Origin of the sequence: Zobellella maritima, from assembly GCF_003075035.1 — a bacterium.
Taxonomy (GTDB): Bacteria; Pseudomonadota; Gammaproteobacteria; order Enterobacterales; family Aeromonadaceae; genus Oceanimonas; species Oceanimonas maritima.
In genome coordinates this window covers 2009053-2033875 of sequence record NZ_QCZE01000001.1, presented here as the reverse complement: position 1 = coordinate 2033875, position 24823 = coordinate 2009053, and the positions used below count along the sequence as shown (strand labels likewise).

General features: G+C 60.9%; 24 protein-coding genes, 1 tRNA gene, 2 pseudogenes and 1 other annotated feature. Of the genes and pseudogenes, 13 read left to right on the top strand and 14 right to left on the bottom strand.

Features of this window, described 5'->3' with window-relative positions:
- Positions 1–113: 113 nt before the first annotated feature.
- The 3 genes and pseudogenes from DCS96_RS18830 to hpf all read right to left on the bottom strand — a co-directional run.
- Positions 114–593, bottom strand: a pseudogene (locus tag DCS96_RS18830) (chorismate mutase); the annotation flags it as partial.
- Between the two features lie 279 nt (positions 594–872).
- A pseudogene (locus DCS96_RS18825) lies at positions 873–2024 on the bottom strand (chorismate mutase); the annotation flags it as partial.
- Between the two features lie 32 nt (positions 2025–2056).
- Positions 2057–2178 (bottom strand) — a sequence feature (Phe leader region).
- Positions 2179–2389: 211 nt separating this feature from the next.
- A complete protein-coding gene (hpf, locus tag DCS96_RS09345) occupies positions 2390–2716 on the bottom strand; it encodes a ribosome hibernation-promoting factor, HPF/YfiA family (protein WP_116474010.1) in 327 nt (108 codons plus the stop codon).
- A gap of 378 nt (positions 2717–3094) precedes the next feature.
- Here hpf and DCS96_RS09340 point away from each other — a divergent pair, with 378 nt between their 5' ends.
- Positions 3095–4999 carry a transglycosylase SLT domain-containing protein gene (locus DCS96_RS09340; RefSeq protein ID WP_232818216.1) on the top strand — a complete coding sequence of 635 codons (1905 nt, stop codon included), beginning with the start codon at positions 3095–3097 and terminating at the stop codon, positions 4997–4999.
- On the top strand, positions 4989–5804 hold the full coding sequence (locus DCS96_RS09335) for a Rossmann-fold NAD(P)-binding domain-containing protein (protein WP_116474009.1): 816 nt from the start codon (positions 4989–4991) through the stop codon (positions 5802–5804). Before DCS96_RS09340 ends, DCS96_RS09335 begins: the two co-directional genes overlap by 11 nt.
- Here DCS96_RS09335 and yjjX read toward each other — a convergent pair.
- The gene (gene yjjX, locus DCS96_RS09330; RefSeq protein WP_116474008.1) at positions 5740–6309 is read right to left on the bottom strand and encodes an inosine/xanthosine triphosphatase; all 570 of its coding nucleotides are present in this window, start codon (positions 6307–6309) and stop codon (positions 5740–5742) included. The two genes, DCS96_RS09335 and yjjX, sit on opposite strands and share 65 nt — an antisense overlap.
- Positions 6310–6391: 82 nt before the next feature.
- Between yjjX and yciA the strand changes: the two genes are divergently transcribed.
- On the top strand, positions 6392–6790 hold the full coding sequence (gene yciA / locus DCS96_RS09325; protein WP_116474007.1) for an acyl-CoA thioester hydrolase YciA: 399 nt from the start codon (positions 6392–6394) through the stop codon (positions 6788–6790).
- Complete coding sequence (locus tag DCS96_RS09320; protein ID WP_157953612.1) at positions 6783–7607, top strand: endonuclease/exonuclease/phosphatase family protein; 825 nt, start codon at positions 6783–6785, stop codon at positions 7605–7607. Before yciA ends, DCS96_RS09320 begins: the two co-directional genes overlap by 8 nt.
- A 2-nt stretch (positions 7608–7609) precedes the next feature.
- On the opposite strand, the gene DCS96_RS09315 is transcribed toward DCS96_RS09320, so the two are convergent.
- From DCS96_RS09315 to DCS96_RS09305, 3 genes are read right to left on the bottom strand one after another with little or no spacing between them, the layout of a single operon-like run.
- Complete coding sequence (locus DCS96_RS09315) at positions 7610–8638, bottom strand: ABC transporter substrate-binding protein (protein ID WP_116474005.1); 1029 nt, start codon at positions 8636–8638, stop codon at positions 7610–7612.
- On the bottom strand, positions 8638–10029 hold the full coding sequence (locus DCS96_RS09310) for a sensor histidine kinase (protein WP_116474004.1): 1392 nt from the start codon (positions 10027–10029) through the stop codon (positions 8638–8640). Before DCS96_RS09310 ends, DCS96_RS09315 begins: the two co-directional genes overlap by 1 nt.
- Complete coding sequence (locus DCS96_RS09305) at positions 10026–10697, bottom strand: response regulator transcription factor (RefSeq protein ID WP_116474003.1); 672 nt, start codon at positions 10695–10697, stop codon at positions 10026–10028. Before DCS96_RS09305 ends, DCS96_RS09310 begins: the two co-directional genes overlap by 4 nt.
- A 160-nt stretch (positions 10698–10857) precedes the next feature.
- Here DCS96_RS09305 and DCS96_RS09300 point away from each other — a divergent pair, with 160 nt between their 5' ends.
- From DCS96_RS09300 to DCS96_RS09285, 4 genes are read left to right on the top strand one after another with little or no spacing between them, the layout of a single operon-like run.
- Positions 10858–11844, top strand: a complete 987-nt coding sequence (locus DCS96_RS09300) for a Bug family tripartite tricarboxylate transporter substrate binding protein (RefSeq protein ID WP_116474002.1) — start codon at positions 10858–10860, stop codon at positions 11842–11844.
- Positions 11845–11855: 11 nt separating this feature from the next.
- Positions 11856–12290, top strand: coding sequence for a tripartite tricarboxylate transporter TctB family protein (locus tag DCS96_RS09295; RefSeq protein ID WP_116474001.1), 435 nt, complete (start codon positions 11856–11858; stop codon positions 12288–12290).
- Between the two features lie 4 nt (positions 12291–12294).
- Complete coding sequence (locus tag DCS96_RS09290) at positions 12295–13821, top strand: tripartite tricarboxylate transporter permease (protein WP_232818215.1); 1527 nt, start codon at positions 12295–12297, stop codon at positions 13819–13821.
- Positions 13818–14849: an AbrB family transcriptional regulator gene (locus tag DCS96_RS09285; RefSeq protein WP_116474000.1), complete on the top strand. Its 1032-nt coding sequence runs from the start codon at positions 13818–13820 to the stop codon at positions 14847–14849. The genes DCS96_RS09290 and DCS96_RS09285 overlap by 4 nt, the downstream gene beginning before the upstream one ends.
- Before the next feature lie 110 nt (positions 14850–14959).
- Here DCS96_RS09285 and DCS96_RS09280 read toward each other — a convergent pair whose 3' ends face one another.
- Positions 14960–16072: a LysM peptidoglycan-binding domain-containing protein gene (locus DCS96_RS09280; protein ID WP_232818214.1), complete on the bottom strand. Its 1113-nt coding sequence runs from the start codon at positions 16070–16072 to the stop codon at positions 14960–14962.
- 393 nt (positions 16073–16465) lie between these two features.
- Entirely contained in the window at positions 16466–17236 is a 771-nt protein-coding gene (gloB, locus tag DCS96_RS09275; protein ID WP_116473998.1) for a hydroxyacylglutathione hydrolase, read from the bottom strand.
- A 47-nt stretch (positions 17237–17283) separates the two neighbouring features.
- On the opposite strand from gloB, the gene DCS96_RS09270 reads away from it, so the two are divergent.
- Positions 17284–18000: a class I SAM-dependent methyltransferase gene (locus tag DCS96_RS09270; protein WP_116473997.1), complete on the top strand. Its 717-nt coding sequence runs from the start codon at positions 17284–17286 to the stop codon at positions 17998–18000.
- Here the strand turns inward: DCS96_RS09270 and rnhA are convergent.
- Positions 17988–18449 carry a ribonuclease HI gene (rnhA, locus tag DCS96_RS09265; RefSeq protein WP_116473996.1) on the bottom strand — a complete coding sequence of 154 codons (462 nt, stop codon included), beginning with the start codon at positions 18447–18449 and terminating at the stop codon, positions 17988–17990. The two genes, DCS96_RS09270 and rnhA, sit on opposite strands and share 13 nt — an antisense overlap.
- 149 nt (positions 18450–18598) lie before the next feature.
- Between rnhA and dnaQ the strand changes: the two genes are divergently transcribed.
- Positions 18599–19336, top strand: a complete 738-nt coding sequence (dnaQ, locus tag DCS96_RS09260; protein WP_116473995.1) for a DNA polymerase III subunit epsilon — start codon at positions 18599–18601, stop codon at positions 19334–19336.
- 125 nt (positions 19337–19461) lie between these two features.
- A tRNA-Asp gene (locus tag DCS96_RS09255) sits at positions 19462–19538 on the top strand.
- A gap of 133 nt (positions 19539–19671) precedes the next feature.
- Here DCS96_RS09255 and DCS96_RS09250 read toward each other — a convergent pair.
- The 3 genes from DCS96_RS09250 to DCS96_RS09240 form a co-directional block, all read right to left on the bottom strand.
- The gene (locus tag DCS96_RS09250; RefSeq protein ID WP_116473994.1) at positions 19672–20598 is read right to left on the bottom strand and encodes a LysR family transcriptional regulator; all 927 of its coding nucleotides are present in this window, start codon (positions 20596–20598) and stop codon (positions 19672–19674) included.
- Between the two features lie 62 nt (positions 20599–20660).
- A complete protein-coding gene (gene yghU, locus DCS96_RS09245; protein ID WP_116473993.1) occupies positions 20661–21506 on the bottom strand; it encodes a glutathione-dependent disulfide-bond oxidoreductase in 846 nt (281 codons plus the stop codon).
- Between the two features lie 17 nt (positions 21507–21523).
- On the bottom strand, positions 21524–22198 hold the full coding sequence (locus tag DCS96_RS09240; protein ID WP_116473992.1) for an NAD(P)H-dependent oxidoreductase: 675 nt from the start codon (positions 22196–22198) through the stop codon (positions 21524–21526).
- Positions 22199–22502: 304 nt separating this feature from the next.
- Here DCS96_RS09240 and DCS96_RS09235 point away from each other — a divergent pair, with 304 nt between their 5' ends.
- Together DCS96_RS09235 and DCS96_RS09230 are read left to right on the top strand one after the other, a co-directional pair.
- A complete protein-coding gene (locus DCS96_RS09235) occupies positions 22503–23588 on the top strand; it encodes an alkene reductase (protein WP_116473991.1) in 1086 nt (361 codons plus the stop codon).
- A gap of 73 nt (positions 23589–23661) precedes the next feature.
- Entirely contained in the window at positions 23662–23883 is a 222-nt protein-coding gene (locus DCS96_RS09230; protein ID WP_116473990.1) for a TolC family protein, read from the top strand.
- A gap of 52 nt (positions 23884–23935) precedes the next feature.
- Here DCS96_RS09230 and DCS96_RS09225 read toward each other — a convergent pair whose 3' ends face one another.
- Positions 23936–24820, bottom strand: coding sequence for an AraC family transcriptional regulator (locus DCS96_RS09225; RefSeq protein WP_116473989.1), 885 nt, complete (start codon positions 24818–24820; stop codon positions 23936–23938).
- Positions 24821–24823 lie beyond the last annotated feature (3 nt).

Below are 24823 nucleotides of genomic sequence, written 5' to 3'. Positions count from 1 at the left end.
GCGACCCCGCGGTGAAGCGGCCTTGCAGCCGCTATATATTTATCGCCACCGAGGGTGGGCCTCCCACAGCCAGTGATAATTTCTTTTCCTGTTACTTCTGCCCTTGCCTCACTTTATTCCTGATACAGCTGATGGGCGAGCTGCTGCAGCGGCTGCCAGTCCGATTGTATTTCCTCAGAATCCGCAGTCAGCGGCAGGCAGAATCCCTGCACGCCGGCACCTTTCAGGGCGCTGGCCATGGCCGGCAGCAGTTCGCCAGCCTGCAGCACTGAGATCAGGGGCAGGTGGGTACTTTGCTGCAGGGTCAGCAGCTGGGGCAAGGGCAGTTGCTGGCGGTCGAGCAGGGCGACTTGTTGGTTACCCTGGGCCAGGATCTGCTCGGCTCTGACCAGCCAGGCATCGACATCGGTACCCACCGGTTGTTCCAGCAGTATCGGACGGGTGCAGCGCCCGGCGGCGCTCAGCAAGTCGGCATTGTGGGCGTCCTGAGCGCAGATCAGCAGGGCGTCGGCCAGCTCGGCCGCCCGGTTCAGCGCTTCAGGCTGGCTGACTCGGGTCAGGATGGCCAGATCGAATTGATCCGCCACCTGACGAAGCTGGCGCAGGCAATCCATATTCTGCTCCATATCGCCGCTCTCAAAGCAGGATACGGCCAGGACCTGGCTTCCGGCTTCCTTCACCTGGCGGGCTATCTCCACCAATGCTTCCTTGCCCGGCCACCGGCCCAGCTCGGCCAGCAGCATGGGTTCATCGCCACCCAGATAGAAGCGTCCCAGCTGTAGTTGGGTTGCCGTCTCCTTGTAGCTTCGACTGTGACGGGCTGCTGCCGGCACCTTGCCATTGCTGTCCTGTCCACGCTGACTCAAGGCCTTGGGCGGGATCTGGGTCGGGCTGATCTCGGCGCTGGGATAGCAGCCCAATACCTTGATAAAGCGGGTGATACGACCAAGCTCCTTGAGGGCCGACTGCATGGTCTCACTGTTGACGTTGGCAATGACATCAACATAGAACATTTCTTCCCAGGGGTTGCCGATGATGGGCCTGGACTCCAGCTTGGTCATGTTGATGTCGTGGTTGCGCAGTACCAGCAGGGCCTCGACCAGGGCACCGCTCTGCTGTCCGGTGGACATGATGAAGGTGGTCTTGGCGGGGATCTGTTCGGCGACTTCAATGGGCTTGCGTGCCACCACGATAAAGCGGGTCATATTTTGCTTCTGGTTGGCTAGCCCCTGTACCAGGGGGCGCAGCCCGTGAAGCTCGCCGCCATCGGCACTGCCCATGGCGCCGACGTCCGGCCGCTGCAGGCCGGCGACCAGCTCCATGGCATTGGAAGACGCAGCACAGAACTCGACCTTGACCTCGGGCAGGGTCTTTAAGTACTGGGAACACTGCTGATATACCTGGGGATGGGTATAGAGGGTTTTCAGTTGCGACACGTCCGTGTCTACCGCAACCAGCAGGCAATGTTCAATCGGTTGGGTCAGCTCGCCGACAATCGACAGGCTGGTATGCTGCATCAAATCAAAAACATCATTGATGGCGCCGGAGCTGGTGTTCTCGATGGGCAAGACCCCGTACTGGGCCTGGCCGGATTCGACGGTATCGATGATCTGCTGGAAGGTTTCGCAGTTATGTTCGATCAGGTTGGCCTGGAAGCGGGACAGATATTTACGGGCCGCCAGGTTGGAATAGGAGCCCCTCAGGCCCAGAAACGCCACGCTGACTGCCGGTGTACTGTCCCGTGGATTGAGCAGGCTCTGCAACAGAGCCTGCTGGGAAAGCACCGAGTCCTCGATAATGGTGTGGTAGATCTGGGTGACATAATGGGCATCAAGGCCCAGTTGCCGCCCCTGGTTGATCAAGGCCACCAACAGTGTCTGTTCCCGCTCCTGATCGCGGATCGGCTTGGGATTTTCCAGTTTGGAGCGTGCGACATCTAAGCTCAATGCCTTGCGCTTTGCCAGCAGGGTTAACAACTCCTGGTCCAGGCGGCTGATTTGGGTACGGATCTCATCCAGCTTCATGGTACGGCTTCCTTTGTCGCCAGTCTGCGGTAAATAAAAAAGCCTCCCTGAGGGAGGCTTTGCTGTTCGTCTTTCGCTTATTTCTTGCCAAACAGAATGCCTCCCGGGTCAGGGTGCAAAAAAGAAGCGAAAGAAAAACAGTGACTGAATCATGATGGCCAGGCAAATGGGTTATACACCCTCCTAGAAATACTGAAAAGCGACGGTGCTGGCAAGCATTTTCCGGTTATTTTGTAGAATTGGGTCGTTAAAGGGGAAATATGGCTACTTGCGGAGCAGGGGCTTGCCGGAATCCGGTTTTCCACTCGGAGCAAACAGGCCCGCCGGGGGCAGGCCTGAAATTCCCGGTTGACAGGATCTATTCGCTATTCCTCCTCGGTGGTAACGGCTGGCGTTGCGGTTGTTCTTTGAGACAGGGGTTTTTCCGCATAACGGGACAGCTGGCGCTCCAGCTTATGGCCCAGATCGTTGATGGCGGCGTACAGGTCTTCGTGTTCGGCCTGGGCAAACAGGGTGTCGTTAGGCACGCCTGCCTTGGCTTCAACCAGGTAATTCAGCCCCTCTTTCTGAATGACCACATGGGGGTTGATAAGTACGATATTACGCCGGTTGAGCTTGTCGAAGCGGCTTTCGATCCGTGCCCTGATGGCATTGGTCAGCTCGACAACCTGGCTGGTAATCGCAATAGACATAATGACCCCCTTGCTGTTTCATCGTTTGGTGTTCGAGTTCAGGTTACTCCAGACAGGCTTTCGTTTTGTGATGTAAATCAAGTTTTTGCTGAACGTGTCCTCAACCCCATCGGATTTGTGATCCCCTGATGACAAATGACAAAAAAGTCTTGCCAGCCGAAAAGGGGCAGGGCAGACTCGACTGGATAAGTTTCTTGTTTTACTTTTTATCCATCTGATTTTTATTGTTTTTTTTAATCCATGGCGATCACTTTCGGCGCGGCCAGGTGAGCCCGGTGCCCTCAGTCGCCAAATAAAAAGTTAATTTTTCGCCCCCCATTGGCAGTGTGGAACAGTTTCCTTAGGATACGCTTATCAAGCGTCTATTAGGGGTGTGGAGTGAAGAGCTGGCTGGGGATTGGGTTATTGGTGTTTAGCCTGGGAGTTTCCGCCCAGACATCGTCCCTGCGGGAGCGTTATGACGCGGCCGAGCAGGCGTTGAAACGCAACGAGTTGACACGTTTTCAGCAACTCAGGCAGGGGCTGGACAGCTATCCCCTGACCGTCTATCTGGATTATGAACTGCTTTCCAGGCGCCTCAATCAGCTGTCCCTGGGGGAGGTACAGGCCTTTATGCGCAAGTACCCGGACTCCCTGCAGGCCGACCGCCTGGAGCGGGCCTTCCTGGTACGTCTGGCCCAGGAGCAGCGCTGGCAGGAATTTTTATCCCTGTATCCCAATCTGCCCAACAGCACCGAGCTGCAGTGCGCCCACTATCGAGCCAAGTGGGCCCTTGGTGACAGGGCAACGGCCCTGGCCGGCGCCGAAAGGTTGTGGCTTAACGGCCGTTCCCTGCCGGGCGCCTGCACCCCCTTGTTTGACAGCTGGCGCAGTGTTGGCGGACGTACCGACCACCATGTGTGGGCGCGGATGGAGCTGGCCTTCGAGCTCGGCGAAAGCGGTATTGTTAGCTATCTGAGCCGGGAGCTGGGTCCTTCGACGCGCGCTGCCGGAGAGCTGCTGGTGGAGCTGGATAAACAGCCGGAACGCCTGGCCAACATGGGCGCCTTCACCGGTACCGGTCCCCAATACCAGTCGGCGGTCAGCCATGGGCTGGCGAAGCTGGCCGATACGGAGCCGAACCTGGCGCTGCGGTTGTATCCGCAATATCAAAAGCGCTTGGGACTGTCCCGCGAGCATGTTGCCCGCATCGAGCGCAAGCTTGCACAGCGGCTGATGTTCAACCGTACCCGCGAACATCGGGAATGGCTGGACAGCCGGTTGCCCGAACTGAACGATGTCGGCCTGCTCGAGTTGCGGGCCCGGCTGGCCATCTGGGAGCAGGACTGGCAGCAGCTGCCCGGCTGGATTGACCGGCTCCCGCCTGAATCCCAGCAGGACAGCCGTTGGCTATACTGGCGGGGTCGAGCCCTGTCGGGCCTCCGTCAGCCGGTTCAGGCCGATGCTGTTTGGCATGAGGCGGCCCAGGCCCGGGACTACTACGGCTTTCTTGCCGCCCATCAGAGCAATCGTCCGCTTGCCCTGCAGAAACAGCCAATCAGGCCGGCCCCCGCCTGGGACAGGGCCGCGGCCAAATGGCCGGCCTTGCGAAGGGTGGATGAATGGATGGCCAGGAGCCACAAGTCGAATGCCAGGATCGAGTGGAATCATCTGCTGAGTAAGCTGGACGCCGACAGCCAGAGCGAACTGGGCAGCCTGGCGCTGTCCCGCCATTGGTACGACAAGTCCATCCTGGCCAGCATCCAGGCCAGGGCCTGGGATCAGCTGGATCTGCGTTTCCCCGTGGTCTACCGGGATTCCTTTCGTCGACAGGCCCAGCGCCTGAAGATCGAGGAGGCCACCCTGTTTGCCATCGCCCGTCAGGAAAGCGCCTTTTTCGAGCAGGCCAGATCACCGGCCGGAGCCGGAGGCCTGATGCAGCTGATGCCGGGCACCGCCCGGGAAACCGCCCGCAAACATGGCATCCCCTTCGGCAGTGCCAACGACGTCTATCATCCCGACATCAATGTGCAGCTGGGCTCGGCCTACTTCAGGGAATTGCTGAACAGATACGACAACAACCGTATCCTCGCCATCGCCGCCTATAATGCCGGACCTGGGCGGATCAACGGCTGGCTGAAAGACAGCGGCAGTCGTCCCTTCGATGTTTGGGTCGAGAACATTCCGTTCCGTGAAACCCGGGGCTATGTGCAGAATGTGCTGGCATTTGCGGTGATTTATCAGGATATATTGGGTCAGCCTAAGAGTCTGTTAAGGCCGGTGGAGGTGATTTATGGCTACTAAGGTGCCATCGGTGGCCATAGTGGGGCTGGGCTGGCTGGGGGAGCCTCTGGCCGAAACCCTGCGGGCCCTGGGCTACCGGGTTGCCGGCACCACCACCGACGCCGACAAGGCCGAGCGCCTGCGCGCCGGCGGGCTGAGGGTGCGGCTGTGGGATATCAACGACCCCTTACCCGAGCGCTGGCCCGGTGAGCTCGGGGCCGATACCCTGATCCTCTGTGTGCCGCCGGGCAAGGTGAACGACTATGCGTCTACCCTGGGCCGGCTGGCCTCGTTGGCGGCGGCCGGCAGGGTGCAACGGCTGCTGTTTACCAGCGCCACTTCCGTCTATGGCGGCCTCGGCGATAAAACGGAACAACAGGCGGCTCCCGACTCGGCGCGGGGCGAGCGCATGCTGGCGGCCGAGCAGGCGGTGCGGCAGGCAGGCGTGCCCCAGGTACTCTGTCTGCGCCTGGCGGGGCTGGTGGGAGGCAGCCGGGAGCCAGGCCGGTTTCTGGCCGGGCGCCGTTTTCCCGGTGGGGAAGAGCCGGTCAACCTGGTGGCGCAGGAGGACCTGCTGCAGATAATCCCGGCCATACTGGCGCGTGACGACTGGCCGTCCTGCCTCAATGCCTGTGCACCCCATCATCCCAGCCGGCAGGCTTTCTATACCCGGGCCGCTCTCAATCGGGGCCTGCCGCCTCCGGAGTTCGAGGGCGGCGGCGAGGGCAAGCGCATCGATGGTAGCGCCTTGACCCGCTGGCTCAGGCTGGATTACCGGGTCCAGGATTGGTTTGCCTGGCTGGAACAGCGTAGGGCGCAGGATTGAGCAGGGGCGCCAGTGCCAGGATCAGGGTATCTCTGTAAACCTGGGTTCGGCTCAGGGCATTTTGGGTCAGGACACCGATGGCCCCGCCGGCCTGCTTGCAGTTGGTGAGCCGGAATAACCTGTCCATGGCGTCGCCCAGCTCTTCACCTTGCTCCAGCGCGTCGGCCACAAAAGACGGCAGGGTCAGGCTGGCGCTGCGTGCACCGTTATCCAGCCCCTGGCCAAGGACCTGGATCCAGGCAAAGGTCTGTAGTTGCCGGTGCAGGCGCGCCACGCCCCCTTCCATGCCAATCCACAGATCCGCATCGGGACAGGCCTGTTGCGCGGCCCTGGCCCGGTTGCAGGCTCCCAGCCGGGTTTCTTCATCGCTAAAGGGCTGCGCCGATACCCCTGAGGGAACGGCGACGCCGGTGATGCTGGTGCTGACTGCCGGGAACAGTCTGTCCAGCGCCTGTTGTGCCGCAGCGATCTTGGCTGGGTTCTGTGAAGCGATGATAATCTTCATAATTCATTCCGGGGACAAGCAATTGCGAGCATGGATCAAGAGCACTATTATGCCAGCAAAAATCGGGATTTGAGGAAACAAGATGACAGAAGAACGTAGCCCCCGAGGGGAGTTGCTGTTACGTACCGTCGCCATGCCTGCCGATACCAATGCCAATGGCGATATCTTCGGTGGCTGGATCATGTCCCAGATGGATCTGGGTGGCAGCATCCTGGCCAACGAGCTGGCCCGTGGCCGGGTATGTACCGTCGCGGTAGAAGGCATGACCTTTCATCGCCCCGTGCAGGTGGGAGATGTGGTCTGTTGCTATGGCGAGCTGCAGCGGGTGGGGTCGAGCTCCATCGCCGTCAAGCTGGAGGTCTGGGTCAAGCCGGTACTGGAGCCGGAAAACAACCACCGTTATTGTGTGACCGAAGCCCTGTTCATCTATGTGGCCATCGACGACAAGGGGCGCCCCAGGGCCGTGCCGTCCCATGATTAAGTGCCGCTGGTTGCTGGCGGCGGCGGTCGGCCTGTCGCTGACCGGTTGCCTGAAAATACCCGACGAGATGTTGTTGAGTGATAGCCACCGACCGATAGCGGCCGACTGTTTCTATCCGTCGTTAGCGCATAGTCGGCCCTTACCTTCGGAGTTTACCCTGCTCAGCTGGAATATCTACAAGCAGCAGGGTGACTGGCGAGCGGAGCTGGCCCCCTGGGCCGAGGATGTGGAGCTGCTGGCGCTGCAGGAGGCCACCGGCAAGGCAAGTCTGCATGCCTGGCTGGCACAACGGAACTATCGCTGGGAGCAGGTCGCGGCCTTCAGCTGGCGTGATGTGCCCGCCGGGGTGATGACGGCGGCGCAGGCCTCGGCGACCCAGGTGTGTGGCCAACGCATCATCGAACCCATCAGTCGCATCCCCAAGTCCCAACTGTTCAGCCGTTATCACCTGGAAGGAGCCGACGAACAGTTGTTGGTGGTGAATCTGCACGGGGTAAACTTTTCCCTGAGCGGCCGCAGCTATCGGGCTCAGCTCGAACGCATCGCCGACTATATGGCGGATTACAGCGGCCCGGTGATCGTGGCCGGGGATTTCAACAGCTGGAATGCCAGGCGGGTAACCATATTGCAGCAATGGGCCGAGGCGGCCCGGCTGCAGGAAGTCGGCCTGGAGGCGGATCACCGCAGCCGGGTATTCGGTTATCCCCTGGACCGGGTCTATTACCGTGGACTGCGGCTGCAGCAGGCCAGCAGCATGACTTCCAGCGCCTCGGACCACGGCCCCATAGTGGCAACCTTCAGCGCCGGTAGCGAATAGCCTCAGGGCCGGATGGAGCTTTCCCAGGCCCGAATAAAGCCTTGTTTGTCGAGCCGGTCCAGCGCCGGCAGCAGCGCCGGGGTGAGGGGGATGGGGGTAACCGGGCCCTCGGGGCGTACGGTCAGTCCGGCCTCGGGGGTGAGCAGGGGCAGCAGGCCGCCTTCGGCCAGCGCCGCCTGGCCTGCGGGCGACAGCATAAAGTCGAGCAGCTCGCCTGCCAGTTGCGGATGGCGGGCGTAGCGGGAGATCAGTGCCAGCCGCATCAGCATCAGGCTGTAGTCTCGGGGCGCCACCGCCGCCAGCTGCGGGTGTTTTTCCACGGCGGCGGCCACGTAGGATCCCAGCAGGTTGTAGCCCAGTATGGCCCGGCCTTCGGCCAACTCATCCAGTGTCTGGTTGCTGCTTTCGTTCAGGCGTACCGATAGGCCGCCAAAGGCCTCCAGCAGCCGGCCGTAACTTTCCCCCTGCAGGCTGTCCTGGGTGGCCAGCAGGTAACCCACGCCGCTCTGAGTAATGTCGTAGGTGTGAATGCGTCCCTGAAAGCGGGCCGGATCCCGGCGCAGCAGGGCCAGCAGCTCCTGGCGGCTGCGGGGCAGGGAATGCGGGCCCAGCAGGGTGCGGTTGAACACCATCACCACCGGCTCTACGGTAAAGGCGAACAGTTCGTGGCGCCAGTGAATGCCGGGGGGCAACACCTCGGTGCGCTCGGAACGCCAGGGCCGCGCATGACCGTCGTTGACCAGTTTCAGTTGCAGATCCATGGCCGAACTCAGCAGCAGATCTGCCGGTGAGCTCGCGCCTTCTTGCAGGAAGCGTTGATGCAGCTGTTGGGAGTTGAAGTCAACCAGGAGAATGGCAACGTCTGGCCGGCGGCGCTGAAAGGCCTGCAGCAGGGGCACCAGGTGCTGGTAGTCGGTGGCGCTATAGAGCACCAGCTGTGTTTGCTCCACCCCGGTGGCGGGCAGTCGTATCCGTTCCTCCGCCCAAGCCACGGGCAGCAGGCACAGTAGCGGCCAGAGCAGCCATCTCATCAATGGCCCTCCCGATCAAAACAGATGGTCACCGTCAGGCCGTGGGGGACATTGTCGGTGAGCCAAATACGGGCGTGATGATGCTCTGCCACATCCCGGGCGATGGCCATGCCCATGCCGCTGCCATGATGGCGGCTGGCCGCCCCCCGGTAAAAGCGCTCGAACACCTTTTGTTTTTCCTCGTCGGCGATGCCCGGCCCCTGATCCCGGATGCTGATGCAGGGAGCGGGCACGGCGCTGACCCGAATTTCCACCAGGCCGTTCGGCGGGCTGTGGGCCACGGCGTTTTCGATCAGGTTGGTCAGCATCTGGGTGAGGGCAAAGGCGTCACCGTTGATCTGCAGCTCGTGGTCGGCCGGCTCGAATGCCAGCTCGACCCGGCGGTGCAGGGCCTGGACCGCCAGGTCGACGCATACTTCTCTCACCAGGGCGTTCAGCGCGACCGGTTGCGGTTCCTGGCTGTGAAAGCGGTGATCCAGCACCGCCTGGTTCAGCAGGTGACGCACCGTCAGGGAAAGCTGATCACATTGTTCCACCAATTGTATCAGCAGCCGGTGCCGGCGCGGTTCGTCGGTTTCGTCCCGGGCGTTTTCGCACAGTGCATGCAGGGTCGTCAGCGGTGTGCGCAGCTGGTGGGCGGCCACCGAGGTATAGGATTCTACCCGTTCCAGCAGCGTCTGTTGGCGGGCAATAAAGTGGTTGATGGTATCGAGCAGGGGCAGGGTTTCTTTGGGCACCGGCAGTGACAGCGGCGTCAGATCCTTGGGGGAGCGGCGGGACAGGGCCCGGGCCAACTGGCTGAACGGGCGCAGGGCGTAATAGATGCCGAGCCAAAGCAGCAGCAGGGCCACGGCCAGCACGGCCAGGATCAGCTCCCGGGCCGGGTGCATCATTTGCTCGGCCAGCTGCTCCCGGGCCAGCCGGGTCTGGGCCAGCTCGATGACGATTTCATCCTGCGGCAGTCGCTCCGTATTGAGACGGAGCAGCCGGGCGACCCGGATCTGCTCGCCCCGGTAGTCGGCATTGTAAAAGTCCGCCTGCTCCTGAGTCAGCGCCTGGCCGGGCGAGAGCCTGGGCGGGGGGGCGGGCAGGTCCGGGTAGCCGGTGAGAAAGTCGCCGTTGACACTGATGCGGTAAAACACCCTGTCCTGGGGGGCCTGGGCAAGGGTGGCGAAGGCCGACACCGGCAGATCCACGGTAAAGCCCTGTTCCTCATGGCGCACCACATTGGCCAGTTGCAGCACGGCACTGCCGAGCATCATGTCGTAGCTGCGGTCGGCGGTCTGCCGGGCATAGCCGTGCATCAGGATCAGCGCGAGCAGCGCCAGGGCGGCCAGCACAGTGCCGCTCAGGGACAGCAGGCGGCGGCGCAGGGCTGGGTGGTGGGTCACGGTAGCACTACTCGGGCCACATAACCCAGACCGCGCAGGGTCTGGATGTGCACCGAGCTGCCGGCCAGCTTTTTGCGCAGCCTTGCCACATAGAGTTCGATGGCATTGGGGGAGGGGGATTCGTCGGCGTTGAACAGCTTGTCGGTCAGTTCTTCTTTGCTCATCACCCGTTCCAGTCCGCTCAGAAAGATTTCCAGCAGACGAAACTCCCGGTTGACCAGGGCGCAGGGGCGGCCGTCGATGGTGACGGTCTTGGCGTCACGGTTGAAGACCAGGTTGCCGTGTTCGCTGATATTGGAGGCATAGCCTTGCTGGCGTCGCAACAGGGCCCGTACCCGGGCTTCGAGCTCGCCAAAGTCGAAGGGTTTGGTCAGGTAATCGTCGGCGCCCAGATCCAGCAGCTTGATGCGGTCATCAATCTGATCCCGGGCGGTGAGGATCAGCACCGGCGTGGTGCTTTTGCGTTGGCGAAGCTCGGCCAGTACCCCCTCGCCGCCGAGGCCGGGCAGGTTGAGGTCCAGGATGATCAAGTCCACCTGCTGATGGCGCAACCAGTCGGCGGCTTGACGGCCGTTAGTGATCAGGTCGGTACCGTGGCCCAGTTTCTGCAGCCTGTCGGAAATGGCTTCCCCCAGGACAACTGTGTCCTCGATCACAAGAATCCGCATTGTTCGAGCTCCTCGGTTTCGTGACAGTTTGGTGACAGCTTGTGGCATTAGTATGCGCATGACGTAAAGAGGTTGTTAACTCTTTTGCCCCGGCCGTTGGCAAGGGCGCTGCGCAAGATGGCGGAAGTGTGCCATGGAACCTTTATCAAGGAGAAGCATTATGAAATTTCATCCCCTGACCCATGCCCTGCTGGGCGCCGGCCTGCTGATGAGTGCCGCCGTGGCCCAAGCCGGTTTTGCCCCGGACAAACCCGAGTGTATCGCACCGGCCAAGCCGGGTGGTGGTTTTGATCTCACCTGCCGTATTCTCACCTCCAGCCTGGATCAGTCCGGCCTGCTGGAAGAGCCGATGCGGGTGACCTTCATGCCGGGCGGCGTGGGGGCGGTGGCCTATACCCATATGAACAGCAACCGCCGTACCGACAACAATGCCGTGGTGGCGTTCAGCTCCGGCTCCTCCCTCAACCTGGCCCTGAGCAAGTTTGGCAAGGATCTGGATGTGGATGATGCCCGCTGGATTGGTGCCATAGGTACCGACTACGGCGCCATTATCGTCAAGGCCGACGCCCCCTGGCAAAGCCTGGAAGAGCTGGCGGCGGATCTGAAAGCCAACCCGGACAAGCTGGTATTCGGCGCCGGCGGCACCGTGGGCAGCCAGGACTGGATGAAGGCGGCCTTCCTGTACCAGAGCCTGGGGCTGGACCCGCGTACCATGCGTTATGTGGCCTATGAAGGCGGTGGCGATGCCATGGCGGCGGTGCTGGGTAACCATATTCAGGTGTATCCGGGCGATATGTCCGAGATTAAGGGGCAGATGGACGCAGGCATAGTCCGGGTGCTGGCGGTGCTGTCACCGGAGCGGCTGGATGGCGATTTTGCCGATGTTCCGACCGCGCAGGAGCAGGGCTTCGATATGGAATGGCCCATCATGCGTGGCTTCTACATGGCGCCCGAGGCATCTGACGAGGCGTATGGCTACTGGGTAGAGCAGTTCAATGAGTTGTATCAGACCGAGACCTTTACCCAGGTGCGCAACAATCAGGGCCTGTTCCCGCTGTCCATGGCCGGTGACGAATTTGAAGCCTACATCAAGGCTGAAGTCGGCAAGTTCCAGAATCTGTCCCGCGAGATGGGACTGCTCAAGTAAGAGGTGGCCGCATGGCGGATCGTGTTTTTTCTCTGGTACTGATGTTGGCGGCGGTGGCCCTGGGGGCCGCCGCCTGGCAACTCGAGGTGCCGTTTCAATATGAACCCGTGGGCCCCAAGGCCATTCCCCTGATCCTGGCCGTCCTGTTGTTTGCATGCACCGCCTGGCTGGCAGTCAAACCCGGTTGCCTGAAGGAGAAATACGGCAGCAGCATGTTCGGTCGTCACCTGCTGGTGGTGCTGGGGCTGCTGGTTTATGCCTGGAGCTTTGAAGTACTGGGTTTCATGGTATCCACCGTGCTGGTCGGTACCATCTTTGCCCGGCTCTTCGGGCTGGGCTGGGGCAAGGCCGCTATCTATTCCGCCGCCCTCGGCGGTGTGGGTTATGTGCTGCTGAGCGGGTTGCTGGAACTGAATGTGCCGGTTGGCGCCGTGTTTGGAGGTTAATTATATGATGGATGTCTTGTCTACCCTGGCCGGCGGCTTTGCCGTGGCCCTGACGCCGATGAACCTGGCGCTGGTGCTGGCGGGGTGCTTTTTCGGCACCCTGATGGGCGCCCTGCCGGGCATAGGCCCCATCAACGGCATCGCTATTTTGCTGCCGCTGGCCTATTCCATGGGCCTGGAGCCGGCGTCGGCCATCATACTGCTGGCCGGGGTCTATTACGGGGCCGAATACGGCGGTCGTATCTCCAGCATCCTGCTGAATGTGCCCGGCGATGCAGGCGCCATCATGACCACCCTCGATGGCCATCCCATGGCCAAGCGGGGCGAGGGCGGCCGGGCGCTGGCGCTGTCGGCGGTGTCGTCCTTTGCCGGCTCCATGGGCGCGCTGATCCTGCTGGTGATCTTCACCCCGCTGCTGACCCGGCTGGCGGTGACCTTCGGCCCGGCCGAGTTTGTGGCGCTGATGGTGTTTGCCCTGTGCTGCCTGGCTTCCATGGTGGGGTCCCGTCCGGTAAAAACCGTGATCGGTGCCCTGATCGGCCTGGCCATGGCCACGGTGGGGGTGGACTCCGGCACCGGTGTGCTGCGCTTTACCTTTGGCCTCACCAGCCTGTTTGATGGTATCGACTTCCTGGTGGTGGTGATCGGCATGTTCGCTATCAGCGAGATCCTGCTGCTGGTGGAACACCACTACGGCGGCAACGGCAAGGTGGACAAGGTCGGCAAGTCCTTCGTCAAGGCGGCGGATCTGGTGAAGGTGCGCTGGACAGTGCTGCGCTCCACCCTGGTCGGTTTTGTGATCGGCGTGCTGCCCGGCACCGGCGCCTCCGTAGCCAGTGCCGTGGCCTATGGCACCGAAAAGCGCATGGCCGGTGAAAATAACGAGTTTGGCCAGGGCGACGTGCGTGGCCTGGCGGCGCCCGAGGCGGCCAATAACTCGGCGGCGGTGGGCTCCATGGTACCCATGCTGACCCTGGGCATTCCCGGCTCCGGCACCACCGCCATTTTGCTCGGTGCCCTGTTGCTGTTCGATGTGACTCCGGGGCCGCTGCTGTTCAGCCAGAAGCCGGATATTGCCTGGGGTCTGATCGCCTCCATGTTCGTGGGTAACATCGCCCTGTTGGTGATGAACCTGCCGCTGGTGGGTATCTTCGTGCGTATGCTCAGTGTGCGTCAGGCCTACCTGGTGCCGGTGATCGTAATGCTGACCTTTGTGGGCATCTACTCCATTCACGGTGCCAGCTTCGATCTGTTCTTTATGATAGTGCTGGGGATATTCGGCTTTATCCTGCGCAAGCTGGACTTCTCGCTGGCGCCGGTGATCCTCGGGCTGGTACTGGGCGAGGTGCTGGAAGACAACCTGCGGCGGGCGCTGTCGATCAGTGCCGGTGACTGGAGCATCTTATTCAACAACGGTGTGACTCTGAGCCTGTGGGGGTTCAGCATCCTGGTACTGGTTGTGCCCTTGCTGATGAACCGTCGGCGTCGCCGCCGTGCGGCCCTGCAGAAACAGGAGGCGGCACAGGCATGAGGCTCTGGCTCCGCACCTGTGTGTTGGGTGCGGCGGGAGGAGGGCTGGCCCATTGGGCCGGCTTTCCGTCCAGCTGGTTACTGGGGGCCATGCTGTTGGTGGCCCTCGCCGCCATCTTGGGGGTTGAGCTTGGCCTGCCCAGGGGGCTGTTGCCGTCTATCCAGGCCTGTCTTGGTGTGGCAGTCGGTTTACGGCTGGAATTCAGCTTCCCTGGCCCTGCTTCGCTGTTGTTCAGCGTAGCGGGGCTTTTGCTGTGTCTGGCCACCCAGATCCCGCTGAGCCAGTTTCTGCTGCGCCGTTGCGGTTGGTCCCGGCAGGAAGCCATGATGGGGGCTTCACCTGGGGCGCTGTCGGTAATGGCAGCCCTGGCGACCCGACTGGATAACCCGATACGGGTGATCCTGTCGCAGACGGTGCGGGTAATTGCCCTGGTGGCCACGGTCAGCACCGCCATGCTGCTGGAGTGGGTGCCGGTGGTGCAGGCCCCGGCCACGCGCGAGCTGTCGCTGCTCGAAACCCTGCTGCTGGTGCTGGCGGCCTGTGTGGTGGGAAAAGGGGGCGCCTGGCTGCGTGTGCCGGCCAGCCACATCCTGGCCGGTGTGTTGACCGCCGGCGCCTATGCCGGCTGGCTGGGGATGCCATCGGTGCCGGTACCTGGGTTAATCCCGCTGAGTATGATGTTACTGGGGGCCCTGGTGGGCTGCCGGCTCAGGCCGTTGCCGGCCAGGGACATGGCCGGCCTGTTATTAATTGGCCTGTTGGTTAGTTTGCTGAACTCGGTGATCGCCCTGGCCTGGGCGGTTGTGGTGGCCTGGTGGCTGGAGGTGCCGGTGTTTCAGGTGTGGCTGGCGTATGCGCCGGGCGCGGTGGAGGCGATGATTTATCTGGCGCTGGTCACCGGGCTGGAGCCGTCCTGGGTTATCTTCCATCATGTACTGCGTATCCTGCTGCTCGGGATCAGCGCCGGTTGGCTGATGTGCCAGGCGGGGGCCGGGGAGCCTGGGGAGAACGAAAGAGGGCAGGCATGAGCCTGCCCCCTTTATTCTTCACCAGCATGGAGCATTATCCGCTGGTTGCCGTTGCCATAACAAAAAAGGAAGCCGAGGCTTCCTTTTTTTCTGTTAACCAGAGTCCGGCATCAACCGGCGGTGTTGATGGCCACAATCAGCTGCTGACCCGGGCGCAGGTATTCATGTTTACGCAGCCGGTTCCAGCGCAGCAAATCGGTAATGGACACGCTGAAGCGGCTGGCAATGGCATACAGAGAGTCGCCACTTTTTACCTGATACAGGCCGTCCGCCGGTGCCGTTTTGCCTGCCGTTGGCAGCATCAGGGTCTGCCCGGTACGGATGGTGTTGGAGCGCAGGTTATTGGAACGCTTGATGGCGTTGATGCTGGTGTTATGATTTCTGGCGATCACCCCCAGGGTATCGCCGCGACGCACCTGATAGCGGCGGAATTCCTTGCGTTCCTGCTGCGGCAGGTCGGCTATGGCCAGCTCCAGGCCCTGGGCGTTTTTCACCGGCACCAGCAGGTTGGCGGTGCGCGTCGGCGAGGTTGCCGCCCGCTTGAAGGCCGGATTCAGATGCTTCATCTGCTTCCGGTTTACCCCTGCCAGATCGGCAGCCATATTCAGGTCCACCTGGCCCTCAACCTGTACCACCTTGACCTGGGGACGGTTGGGGATGGCGGGAATATCCAGGCCATAATGGTTCGGGTGTTTCAGAATATCGGCCAGCGCCATCAGCTTGGGCACATAATTCTGGGTTTCTTTCGGCAGGGACAAGGCCCAGTAATCGGTGGGCTTACCCTGCTTGCGATTGGAACGAATCGCCCTCTGTACCCGGCCTTCGCCTGAGTTATAGGCGGCCAGCGCATGGGTCCAGTTGCCGTCGAAGAAGTTGTTCAGATATTCCAGATAATCCAGCGCGGCATGAGTCGCGGCCATGACATCGTAACGGCCGTCGTACCAGCTGTCGTAATGCAGGCCAAAGTTTTTGCCGGTGCCCTGCAACATTTGCCACAGACCGGCCGCATGACTGCGGGAATAGGCTTTGGGGTTGAAAGTGCTTTCAACAACCGGCAGCAACACCAATTCCATCGGCATATCCCGCTTTTCTATCTCTTCCTTGATGAGATACAGAAACGGCTTTGCCCGCTCGGCCACGGAACGCATATGCTCCGGGTGCTTGAGGAACCATTTACGCTGGGCGACCACCCGAGGATGATCCGCGGGGATCGACAGTTCCATCTGATCCGCCAGCTGGAGCCACAAATTCTCTTGTTCCTGACCGGCTACAGCCTGTTTGCCGCTACGCGAGCTCAGTGAAGTCCGTGATACTGAGCTTGAGTAGAGGCGACTACCGCTGTTTGCCTTCAGCCGCGTTCGACTGGATGGATCTGTCGGGCTGCTGCTGATAGTCAGCGAGGGAAAATCCGTCGCCTGGGGGTAGAGCTGATGGCTTGCCGTGCTCGTGCTCCCGCCTTTGGGATCCTGATGGCTGTAGGGGTAGGGGGCTGACCCCTGCGCCTGACAGCCCGCCAGGAGCAAGGCACTGGATATGATACAGAGTCTTCTCATGGTGGCCGCTTTCTCAAAAAATGGCGGCCAGTTTATGCGTTGTACGCAATTTAATCAAGTTTGCTAAAAAGCATCCTTCCAGCGCCTAAGTGCGGCGAATACCTGGGAGTCTTCATTTAACTCCAGCATGGCATGGTGCTGGGCAGCGGCTCTGACAGCAGGAATATGGGGCCTGAGGAACACATTGACGGCCTTTTCCAGGGCGATATTGCTGGGCAAGGTAGGGATACCCTGCTGGCGCAGCTTGGCGACTTTTTTCAGGTAATCCTGCAGTTCGGGGTTATTTGGTTCCACGGCATGGCAAAAGGCCAGGTTAGCCTGGGTATACTCATGGGTGCAGTATACCCGGGTGCTGTCGGGCAGGGCGGCCAGGCGGGAAAGCGAAGCATGCATCTGCTCGGGACTGCCCTCGAACAGCCGGCCACATCCCCCCGAAAACAGGGTATCGCCGCAAAACAGCAACTCCTCGCCATAATAGGCGATATGTCCCAGGGTGTGGCCGGGAACCGCCAATACCTGCAGGGTCAGGTCCAGGGCATCCAGGGTGACCTGGTCGCCATCCTGCAGGGCCGTCGCGCCGGCGGCGGGCAGTTGTTCGGCGGCGGGGGCATAGACTTCGGCCCGGGGCCAGTGTGCCAGCAGCCGTTCGACGCCACCGGTGTGATCCCGGTGGTGATGGGTGATCAGGATTGCCGCCAGCTCCAGGTTGCGTTCGGCCAGGGTGGCCATCACCGGAGCCGCATCACCCGGGTCGACAACCACCGCCTGATTATCTTTGCTTATCAGCCAGATATAGTTATCGTTAAAAGCAGGAATCGGGCAAATTTGACGCATCACTCTGTCCTAGTTGTCATCTCTATTGTTAGCTTAACAGAGGTACCATGAGATCAACCAGCCAACCGACACCGCCGCTGGCCTGGCAGTCTTTGCCCAGGGGCGGCTATATAGCCGAGCAGCTGCAACAGCGGCTGGATGATTGGTCGTCCCGGCTGTTTGGTTTTACCCTGCTGAAGGTTGACCCGCTCAGCGCCGCCCTGTCATTGGAGCAGAGCCGGCTGCGCCAGGGGGTGATCATGGCCCAGTTTCCCGTTGACGGCATGGATCTGCAGGCGGATGCCACCGCCATGCCGTTTGCCGCCGGCAGCCTGGATGCCTGCCTGTTGGCCCATGTGCTGGATTACAGCGCCCACCCCCATGCCATACTACGGCAGACCGAGCTGGCCCTGCGCGACGATGGCTGGTTGATCCTGACCGGTTTCAATCCCTACAGCCTGGCGGGGTTGTCTTGCCTGCTGCCGGGCGTCCAGCGGCGGCTGCCGCGCTGGCGGCAGATGCTCAGCCCCAACCGGTTGGAAGACTGGCTGAAGTTGTTGGGTTTCGAGGTGATCGAGCGGGATTATTTCGGCTTTTCGGCCCTGGGCTATATGCCCAGGCTGGCCTACTGGCGGCAACAGCTGTGCCCCAATTACTGCCCTTCTCTGGCTGCCGTGTATATTTTCCTGGCCCGCAAGCGCCGTTTTCCATTGACGCCGATCCGTGAACTGCAGCCGGTCAAGCATGCCCTGTCTCAGCCGGGGATGGCTCGTCAGCTGAAATAGCCGCTGTCCTCATGGATGGCCTGATGGGTAGCCGCTTCCCGGGCCAGCTGGTCACAGCGTTCGTTTTCCGGGTGACCCGAGTGGCCCTTGACCCAGTGCCAGTTAACCTGGTGCTTTTGACAGAGGGCATCCAGCTGCTGCCACAAGTCGGCATTCTTGACCGGCTGTTTTGCCGAGGTCTTCCAGTTATTGCGTTTCCAGCCGTGGATCCACTGGGTGATGCCCTGGCGCACATACTGGCTGTCGGTGGTCAGCTCCACGGTACAAGGGCTGGTCAGGGTCGCCAGGCCCTTGATGGCGGCCAGCATCTCCATGCGATTATTGGTGGTCAGGATAAAACCCTGGCTGAGTTCCTTGCGATGCTGGTTATAGACCAGCACGGCGCCGTATCCGCCGGGGCCGGGGTTGCCCAGGCAGGAGCCGTCGGTATAGAGCTGAACCTTTTTCATAAAAATGCATGTGTCCGAGAATAAACGGCAAGTCTGCCATAGGCTTGACTCACAGGCCAGCCGGCGGCGGGCCGGTTTGAGGGTATCTGCCTTTATTCCGGCGGCCGTGACCGGATATACTGTGCCGGGTCCAGAACGGAGGAACTTTCATGACTCAGAGCAACCAGACGCGTCAAATCGTGCTCGATACCGAAACCACGGGTATGAACATGGACACGGGTCCCCACTATCTGGGCCACAGGGTGATCGAGATCGGCGCCGTTGAGGTGATCAATCGGCGACTGACCGGCCGCCATTTCCATGTCTATCTCAAACCCGATCGTAAGGTCGATGAAGAGGCTATTCAGGTGCACGGTATTACCGACGAGTTTCTCGCCGATAAGCCGTCTTTTGCCGACAAGGTCGGCGAGTTTCTCGAGTTTATCAAGGGTGCCGAGCTGGTTGCCCATAACGCGCCCTTCGACGTTGGCTTCCTCGATTACGAAATGCAGCTGCTGGGCCGACCCGAGCGGATGGCGGCCCTGTGCAAGGTGACCGACACCCTGGCGATGGCGCGTAAGCTATACCCCGGCAAGCGCAATAACCTGGATGTGCTCTGCGAGCGCTACGGCATAGACAACAGCCACCGCTCATTGCACGGCGCCTTGCTGGATGCCGAGATCCTGGCCGATGTTTATCTGCTGATGACCGGGGGCCAGACCAAACTGAACTTGAGCAGTGACAGCCAGCAGCAGGACGATGCGAATGCCGGCGGCCTGCGCCGGCTGGCGGCTGACAGGCCCGCCCTGAAGGTGATCCGCGCCAGCGAGCCGGAGCTCAGCGCCCACGAAGCCCGCCTGGATCTGGTGCTGAAAAAAGGCGGCAGCTGCCTGTGGCGCGATGCATAATTCATCGTTTTACGCACTATTAGCCAAAAAGTAACCTAACGAATCAAAAGTATAAGATTCCCTCTTGACCAGGGGAGAGGGGAAAATTATTATTCACCCCACTTGATGCAGCAAGTTCAAGCACCGGAGCGGTAGTTCAGTTGGTTAGAATACCGGCCTGTCACGCCGGGGGTCGCGGGTTCGAGTCCCGTCCGCTCCGCCACATTCAAAACCCCAGCAGCAATGCTGGGGTTTTTTCATTTTGGCTGCGCCGGACTTGTTGGATGAAGCCGGTGCTGCGCCCCTTAGTTTTCAAACGCGGTGCGTTTAGCACTCCGTCACGGCAGAATGGCGGGTCACAGCTCGTGGATCATCTCGTCCAGATCGACCGTCCTTTCATCATGAACATGTTCCATCATATGGTCGATAAACAGCCGGGTTTTCGCCGGCAGGTAGTTGCGGGACGAGTAGTAAATCTTAACCTGTATGGGATCGGCCTCGTAGTCACGCAATACGCGGCGAAAGCAGCCATGCTCAATACAGGATTTGGCATGACCTATGCCTACGGCCGCAATGCCCACGCCCATTTCCACGGCCTTGATGGCGGCCGACAGGCTGTTGACCGTCAGGTTGCCCTGGGGCTCACGATGAATAAGCTCGCCATCCACGCGAAAGTCCCAGGTCTTTTTGCGGCTGGTGGTGGAAGAGCGGTAGGCAATGCAGTTGTGCCGGGCCAGTTCGTCCGGTGTTTTGGGCTCACCGAATTGTTCAATGTAGTCACTGCTGGCCACCAAGACCGGCTGCAGCTTGTAGAAGTCGCGGGCGATCAGGCGGCTGTCCTGGTTGATCATGATGCCAATGCCGACATCCGCGCCTTCCTTGACCAGATCGCCGATGCGGTCATCGAACTGCAGATCCAGCTCGATGTCCGGGTATTTTTCGAGAAAGGCGGGCAGTAGGGGCAGCACCACCATGCGCCCGAAGCTGTCGGGCAGGTTGATTTTCAGCCGGCCGTGGGGCTGCTTTTTCTTGTCCTTGCTGCGCCGGATCTGATCTTCCAACTGCTCAACCAAAGGCTCGGTTCTCTTGTAGAGTTCATGGCCATCTTCGGTCAGGGTGAGCGAGTGCGTGGTGCGGTGAAACAGCCGCAATTCCAGCGATTTTTCCAGCTGGGCCACGGCCTTGCTGACGGCCGCGGAGGTCACCCCCAGGTGCCTGGCCGCGGAGGAAAAGTTACCGCTTTTGACCACCGCAAGAAAGATGTTGAGCTGGTTGGGTATCATGGCTGGCTGTGTGGTCTCCGGTTGATGAAGGCCCTGCCAGCGGCAGAGCACTAGGTGTGGTGTCAGGCGGGGTTGAAGTCGTCTGCACTGTGGCGCTCGGCCAGTTGCTCGGATTCCTCGCCCCAGGTCCGGTTAACCCGGCGGCCGCGCTGCACGGCAGGACGCGCATCGATAGCGTTGGCCCAGCGCAATACATTGGGATAGTCGGATACCGACAGGAATTCTGCTGCGTCGTACAGTCGACCCAGCACCAGGGCACCATACCAGGGCCAGATGGCGATATCCGCAATGCTGTAGCTGTCGCCGGCGATAAAGGGCCGGTCGGCCAGCTGACGCTCGAGCACATCCAGCTGACGCTTGGCTTCCATGCTAAAGCGGTTTATCGGATATTCCAGCTTTTCCGGCGCATAGGCGTAAAAATGGCCAAAGCCGCCGCCCAGATAGGGTGCAGAGCCCATCTGCCAGAACAGCCAGTTCATCACCTCTGTTCTGGCGGCCCTGTCTTCGGGCAGCAGGGCGCCGAACTTTTCGGCGAGGTACAGCAGGATGGAGCCGGACTCAAAGACCCGCACCGGGCTGTCGGTGCTGTTATCCACCAGTGCCGGTATCTTGGAGTTGGGGTTCACTGCCACAAAGCCGGACGAAAACTGATCCCCCTCACCGATGCGAATAAGCCAGGCGTCGTATTCGGCGCCGCTGTGGCCCAGGGCCAGCAGCTCTTCCAGCATGATGGTGACCTTGACGCCGTTGGGCGTGGCCAGGGAATACAGCTGCAGCGGGTGCTTGCCCACCGGCAGGGCTTTCTCGTGGGTGGCACCGGCCACCGGGCGGTTGATATGGGCAAATTCGCCGCCATTGGCTTGGTCCCAGGTCCAGACTCTGGGCGGAGTATAGGGGGTAGTCATCATCGCAGTCTCCTGATGGTTCAATCACAGATAGAGGGAAAGGGGGTGGCTGCTTCCTGTTCGAGCCCTCGCAACCGGCATGCGTACTGCTCAAGCAAGGCGATGCGGCCATGCTCACACAGGCAGGCCGGCTGATAGGCGACGAAGGGCGCCAGTACCTGAAAGCCGGCCAGGGCAAGCATACCACTGTGTATGGGATGGAGTATGTCCGACATGGTTCCGAGGGGGCCGCCGGCGAGGTACTGCGACTCCGGTCCGCCGGTGGTTAAAGACAGCATGGCGCGCTTATCCCTGAAGGGCGCGGCATCGCAAGGGTATTTGGTTTCATCGTCGTGCTGGCAGGTAAACACCCGGTCGACCCAGCCCTTCATGATGGCGGGCATGCCAGACCACCACAGTGGGAACTGAAAAATCAGCAGATGGCACCATGCGAGCTTTTGCCGCTCGGTGTGAATGTCTTCTGCGAAACCATCATGCCTGGTGGCATGGGCTTCTTCGTCCTGCTGCTTGAAGTACTCCGGGTTGGCGGTAGTGGTGAAGTTATGGCGGCCCGACACCGGATTGAATGCCAGCTCGTGCAGATCGGAAATCCGCACCTCATACCCCTGGGCCCTCAGCACCCGGCTGGCGGTGCGGAGCATGGCGGCATTGAAACTGGCCGGCTCCGGGTGCCAATAGACAATTAAGATATTCATGGCGTTGTCTCCAGGTTATGGAAGCACCATAAGGCAAATGGCAAAGGAGAGTGTAGTCGCTGTCCGTTTAATATGGTTTCAATCAATAGTTGAAACCAAAGGGGCGGACGGGGAAGGGGGGAACCCTTCCGGACAGATGGGAGCCGGTTTTCATCCTGATATCGGGCGTGATGCCTGTTCAGTTTCAACTTTTACTCACAACAGTTCCAAAGCCATCATGGCTACACAGTCGGGGCAGGTTCTGGCGCAATAGACCCGTGCTGTTAATGGGCAGGCCCTGCCTGTAACGATAGTGAGGATTGAAATGACAGATCTCTTTACACCGCTTCGGCTCGGCGCCGTCGAATTGAACAACCGGGTGCTGATGGCACCGCTGACACGTATCCGGGCCGATGCCGACCATGTTCCTACCGATCTTATCGTTGAGCATTATGCCCAGCGCGCCTCCGCCGGCCTGCTCATTGCCGAAGCGACCATGGTGATGGAAGGTCACTCGGCGTTCTGGCGCGAGCCGGGTATCTACTCGGAGGCCCAGGTGGCCGGCTGGAAGAAGGTCACCGAGGCCGTGCATGCCCGGGGCGGCAAGATCTTCCTGCAGCTCTGGCACGGTGGTCGTGCCTGTCACCCACTGCTGAACAACGGCCGTGTGCCGGTGGCGCCCAGTGCGGTGGCCATTACCAATGATGAAGTCCATACCCCGGAAGGGAAGAAGGCCTACACGGTGCCCCGTGAATTGCGCGATGACGAGATCCCGGCCATTGTCGAGGGCTTCAAGACCGCCGCCGAAAATGCCAAACGCGCCGGTTTCTACGGTGTGGAGGTGCACGGCGCCAATGGATATTTGCTGGATCAGTTCCTGCGTGACGGTGGCAATCAGCGCACCGGCCCTTATGGCGGTCCGATACAAAATCGTGCCCGGCTGCTGCTGGAAGTGCTGGATGCCGTGGTGGGCGTCTGGGGCAGTGATCGGGTGGGCGTGCGCCTGTCGCCGCTGAATAGTTACAACAGCATGAAAGACAGCGATCCGGTGGGGCTCACCACCTGGATGGCGCAGCGCCTGAATGACTACAACCTGGCCTATCTGCACCTGATGCGCGGCGATGTGCTCGGCGAGCAGCAAGGCGATGTGGTGACGCCCGCCCGTGAGCACTATCGGGGTAACCTGATCCTGAACATGGGTTACGACGGCGAGGAGGCTAATGCCGTCGTTCAGTCCGGTCAGGCAGAGGCCATTGCCTTTGGGGTGCCCTTTATTGCCAACCCGGATCTGGTGGCACGCCTTAAGGCCGGTGCCGAACTCAATGAACCCGATCCCGCCACCTTCTATGTCCCGGGGGCCGAGGGCTATAACGATTACCCCACCCTGGAAGCGCTGGTGGAAGCCTGTTAACCGCGCGGGAGCTTCGGCTCCCGTTTTTCATGATGCATCGAGTGATTGAATGCCGGTCTGTAACCCTTGAGTTGTGCCAGCTGATCGCCAGGGCCGGCAGGAATATGCCCGCAGCGCCTATGAGCAGGCCGAGTCCAGATATGAAGAAGGCATGATCCCCTATCTGGACTTCCTGGATGCCCAGCGGGATCTGTTGACCTCCGAAGCCGGGGTCATCGACGCTAACAGCCGGTTGCTGGAAGCCTTTAGCGAGTTGCAGCGGGCCTTTCCGGGTCGCTGGAGCAATGTTTTGTAAGTCCGGTTATGGACTGTGCCTTGCCCGCCGTTATGGCGGGCTTTTTTTCGCTTCAAACCGGCGGTGAGACCCCGGCGCTGCATTGGGGAGGAACGCCAAAGTAGCGCTTGAATTCGCGGCTGAACTGGGTGGGGCTTTCATAGCCCACTTCGGCGGCCGCCTGCTTGACCTTGACGTCCTTGTCCTGCAGCAGCTCCCGGGCCCGGGTCAGGCGCAGTTTCTTCAGATACTGCAGGGGCGGGGAGCCGGTGGCCTGGCGAAAGTGGCGGTGAAACGAGGAGGTGCTCATGCCGGCCAGCGCCGCGAGCCGCTCCACTTCCAGGCTTTCCCGGAAATGGTCGTGCATATGCTTCAGCACCCGTTCCATTCTCGCCAGCTGGGTATTGTAACGGGCCAGATCGAACAGGGGAGCGGCGTGCTCACCGGTGAGGATCAGGTACAGGATTTCGCGCAGCGCCCCTTCCCCCAGGGCGGTTGCGGTCAGGGCGGAGCCGAGACATTGACATAGCCGAATGGCCGCGGCGGAAAGCCGCTCTGTGACCTGGCTGACATAAAGCCCGGGTTGCGGTGAAGTGCTGTCAGCTTGCGGCGGCAGGCGGTTGTGCTCATCCAGCAGCCGGATCAGCGGTTGCAGCATGTCCATGCGAATGTCGAGCATCAGGGCCAGCAGGGGCTCGCCCGAGGTGACCAGGGTTTCACACTCGGCAGGAATGGGCAGGGTCATCACCAGGTAGTTGTTGGCGTTGTAGTCATAGCTCCGGCCGTCGACATGAACCCGCTTGGCCCCTTGCGCCACCAGGATGATGCCCTGGGTGTAGCACATGGGCTCTCTCGGCACTGACCGGCTGGCACGGTATACGCCAACGCCTTCCAGCGTTGTGGTGTTGAACCCTTCCCGAGGGGAGAGGGTATCCAGTAGACGGGCCAGTTCGTTCATCAA

What these genes read in the sequence shown, in the direction of transcription:
- hpf (WP_116474010.1), bottom strand. Translation starts at nt 2,716, where the DNA reads ATGTCTATTGCGATTACCAGCCAGGTTGTCGAGCTGACCAATGCCATC.
- DCS96_RS09335 (WP_116474009.1), top strand. Translation starts at nt 4,989, where the DNA reads ATGGCTACTAAGGTGCCATCGGTGGCCATAGTGGGGCTGGGCTGGCTG.
- yjjX (WP_116474008.1), bottom strand. Translation starts at nt 6,309, where the DNA reads ATGAAGATTATCATCGCTTCACAGAACCCAGCCAAGATCGCTGCGGCA.
- yciA (WP_116474007.1), top strand. Translation starts at nt 6,392, where the DNA reads ATGACAGAAGAACGTAGCCCCCGAGGGGAGTTGCTGTTACGTACCGTC.
- DCS96_RS09320 (WP_157953612.1), top strand. Translation starts at nt 6,783, where the DNA reads ATGATTAAGTGCCGCTGGTTGCTGGCGGCGGCGGTCGGCCTGTCGCTG.
- DCS96_RS09315 (WP_116474005.1), bottom strand. Translation starts at nt 8,638, where the DNA reads ATGAGATGGCTGCTCTGGCCGCTACTGTGCCTGCTGCCCGTGGCTTGG.
- DCS96_RS09305 (WP_116474003.1), bottom strand. Translation starts at nt 10,697, where the DNA reads ATGCGGATTCTTGTGATCGAGGACACAGTTGTCCTGGGGGAAGCCATT.
- DCS96_RS09300 (WP_116474002.1), top strand. Translation starts at nt 10,858, where the DNA reads ATGAAATTTCATCCCCTGACCCATGCCCTGCTGGGCGCCGGCCTGCTG.
- DCS96_RS09295 (WP_116474001.1), top strand. Translation starts at nt 11,856, where the DNA reads ATGGCGGATCGTGTTTTTTCTCTGGTACTGATGTTGGCGGCGGTGGCC.
- DCS96_RS09290 (WP_232818215.1), top strand. Translation starts at nt 12,295, where the DNA reads ATGATGGATGTCTTGTCTACCCTGGCCGGCGGCTTTGCCGTGGCCCTG.
- DCS96_RS09285 (WP_116474000.1), top strand. Translation starts at nt 13,818, where the DNA reads ATGAGGCTCTGGCTCCGCACCTGTGTGTTGGGTGCGGCGGGAGGAGGG.
- DCS96_RS09280 (WP_232818214.1), bottom strand. Translation starts at nt 16,072, where the DNA reads ATGGAACTGTCGATCCCCGCGGATCATCCTCGGGTGGTCGCCCAGCGT.
- gloB (WP_116473998.1), bottom strand. Translation starts at nt 17,236, where the DNA reads ATGCGTCAAATTTGCCCGATTCCTGCTTTTAACGATAACTATATCTGG.
- DCS96_RS09270 (WP_116473997.1), top strand. Translation starts at nt 17,284, where the DNA reads ATGAGATCAACCAGCCAACCGACACCGCCGCTGGCCTGGCAGTCTTTG.
- rnhA (WP_116473996.1), bottom strand. Translation starts at nt 18,449, where the DNA reads ATGAAAAAGGTTCAGCTCTATACCGACGGCTCCTGCCTGGGCAACCCC.
- dnaQ (WP_116473995.1), top strand. Translation starts at nt 18,599, where the DNA reads ATGACTCAGAGCAACCAGACGCGTCAAATCGTGCTCGATACCGAAACC.
- DCS96_RS09250 (WP_116473994.1), bottom strand. Translation starts at nt 20,598, where the DNA reads ATGATACCCAACCAGCTCAACATCTTTCTTGCGGTGGTCAAAAGCGGT.
- yghU (WP_116473993.1), bottom strand. Translation starts at nt 21,506, where the DNA reads ATGATGACTACCCCCTATACTCCGCCCAGAGTCTGGACCTGGGACCAA.
- DCS96_RS09240 (WP_116473992.1), bottom strand. Translation starts at nt 22,198, where the DNA reads ATGAATATCTTAATTGTCTATTGGCACCCGGAGCCGGCCAGTTTCAAT.
- DCS96_RS09235 (WP_116473991.1), top strand. Translation starts at nt 22,503, where the DNA reads ATGACAGATCTCTTTACACCGCTTCGGCTCGGCGCCGTCGAATTGAAC.
- DCS96_RS09225 (WP_116473989.1), bottom strand. Translation starts at nt 24,820, where the DNA reads ATGAACGAACTGGCCCGTCTACTGGATACCCTCTCCCCTCGGGAAGGG.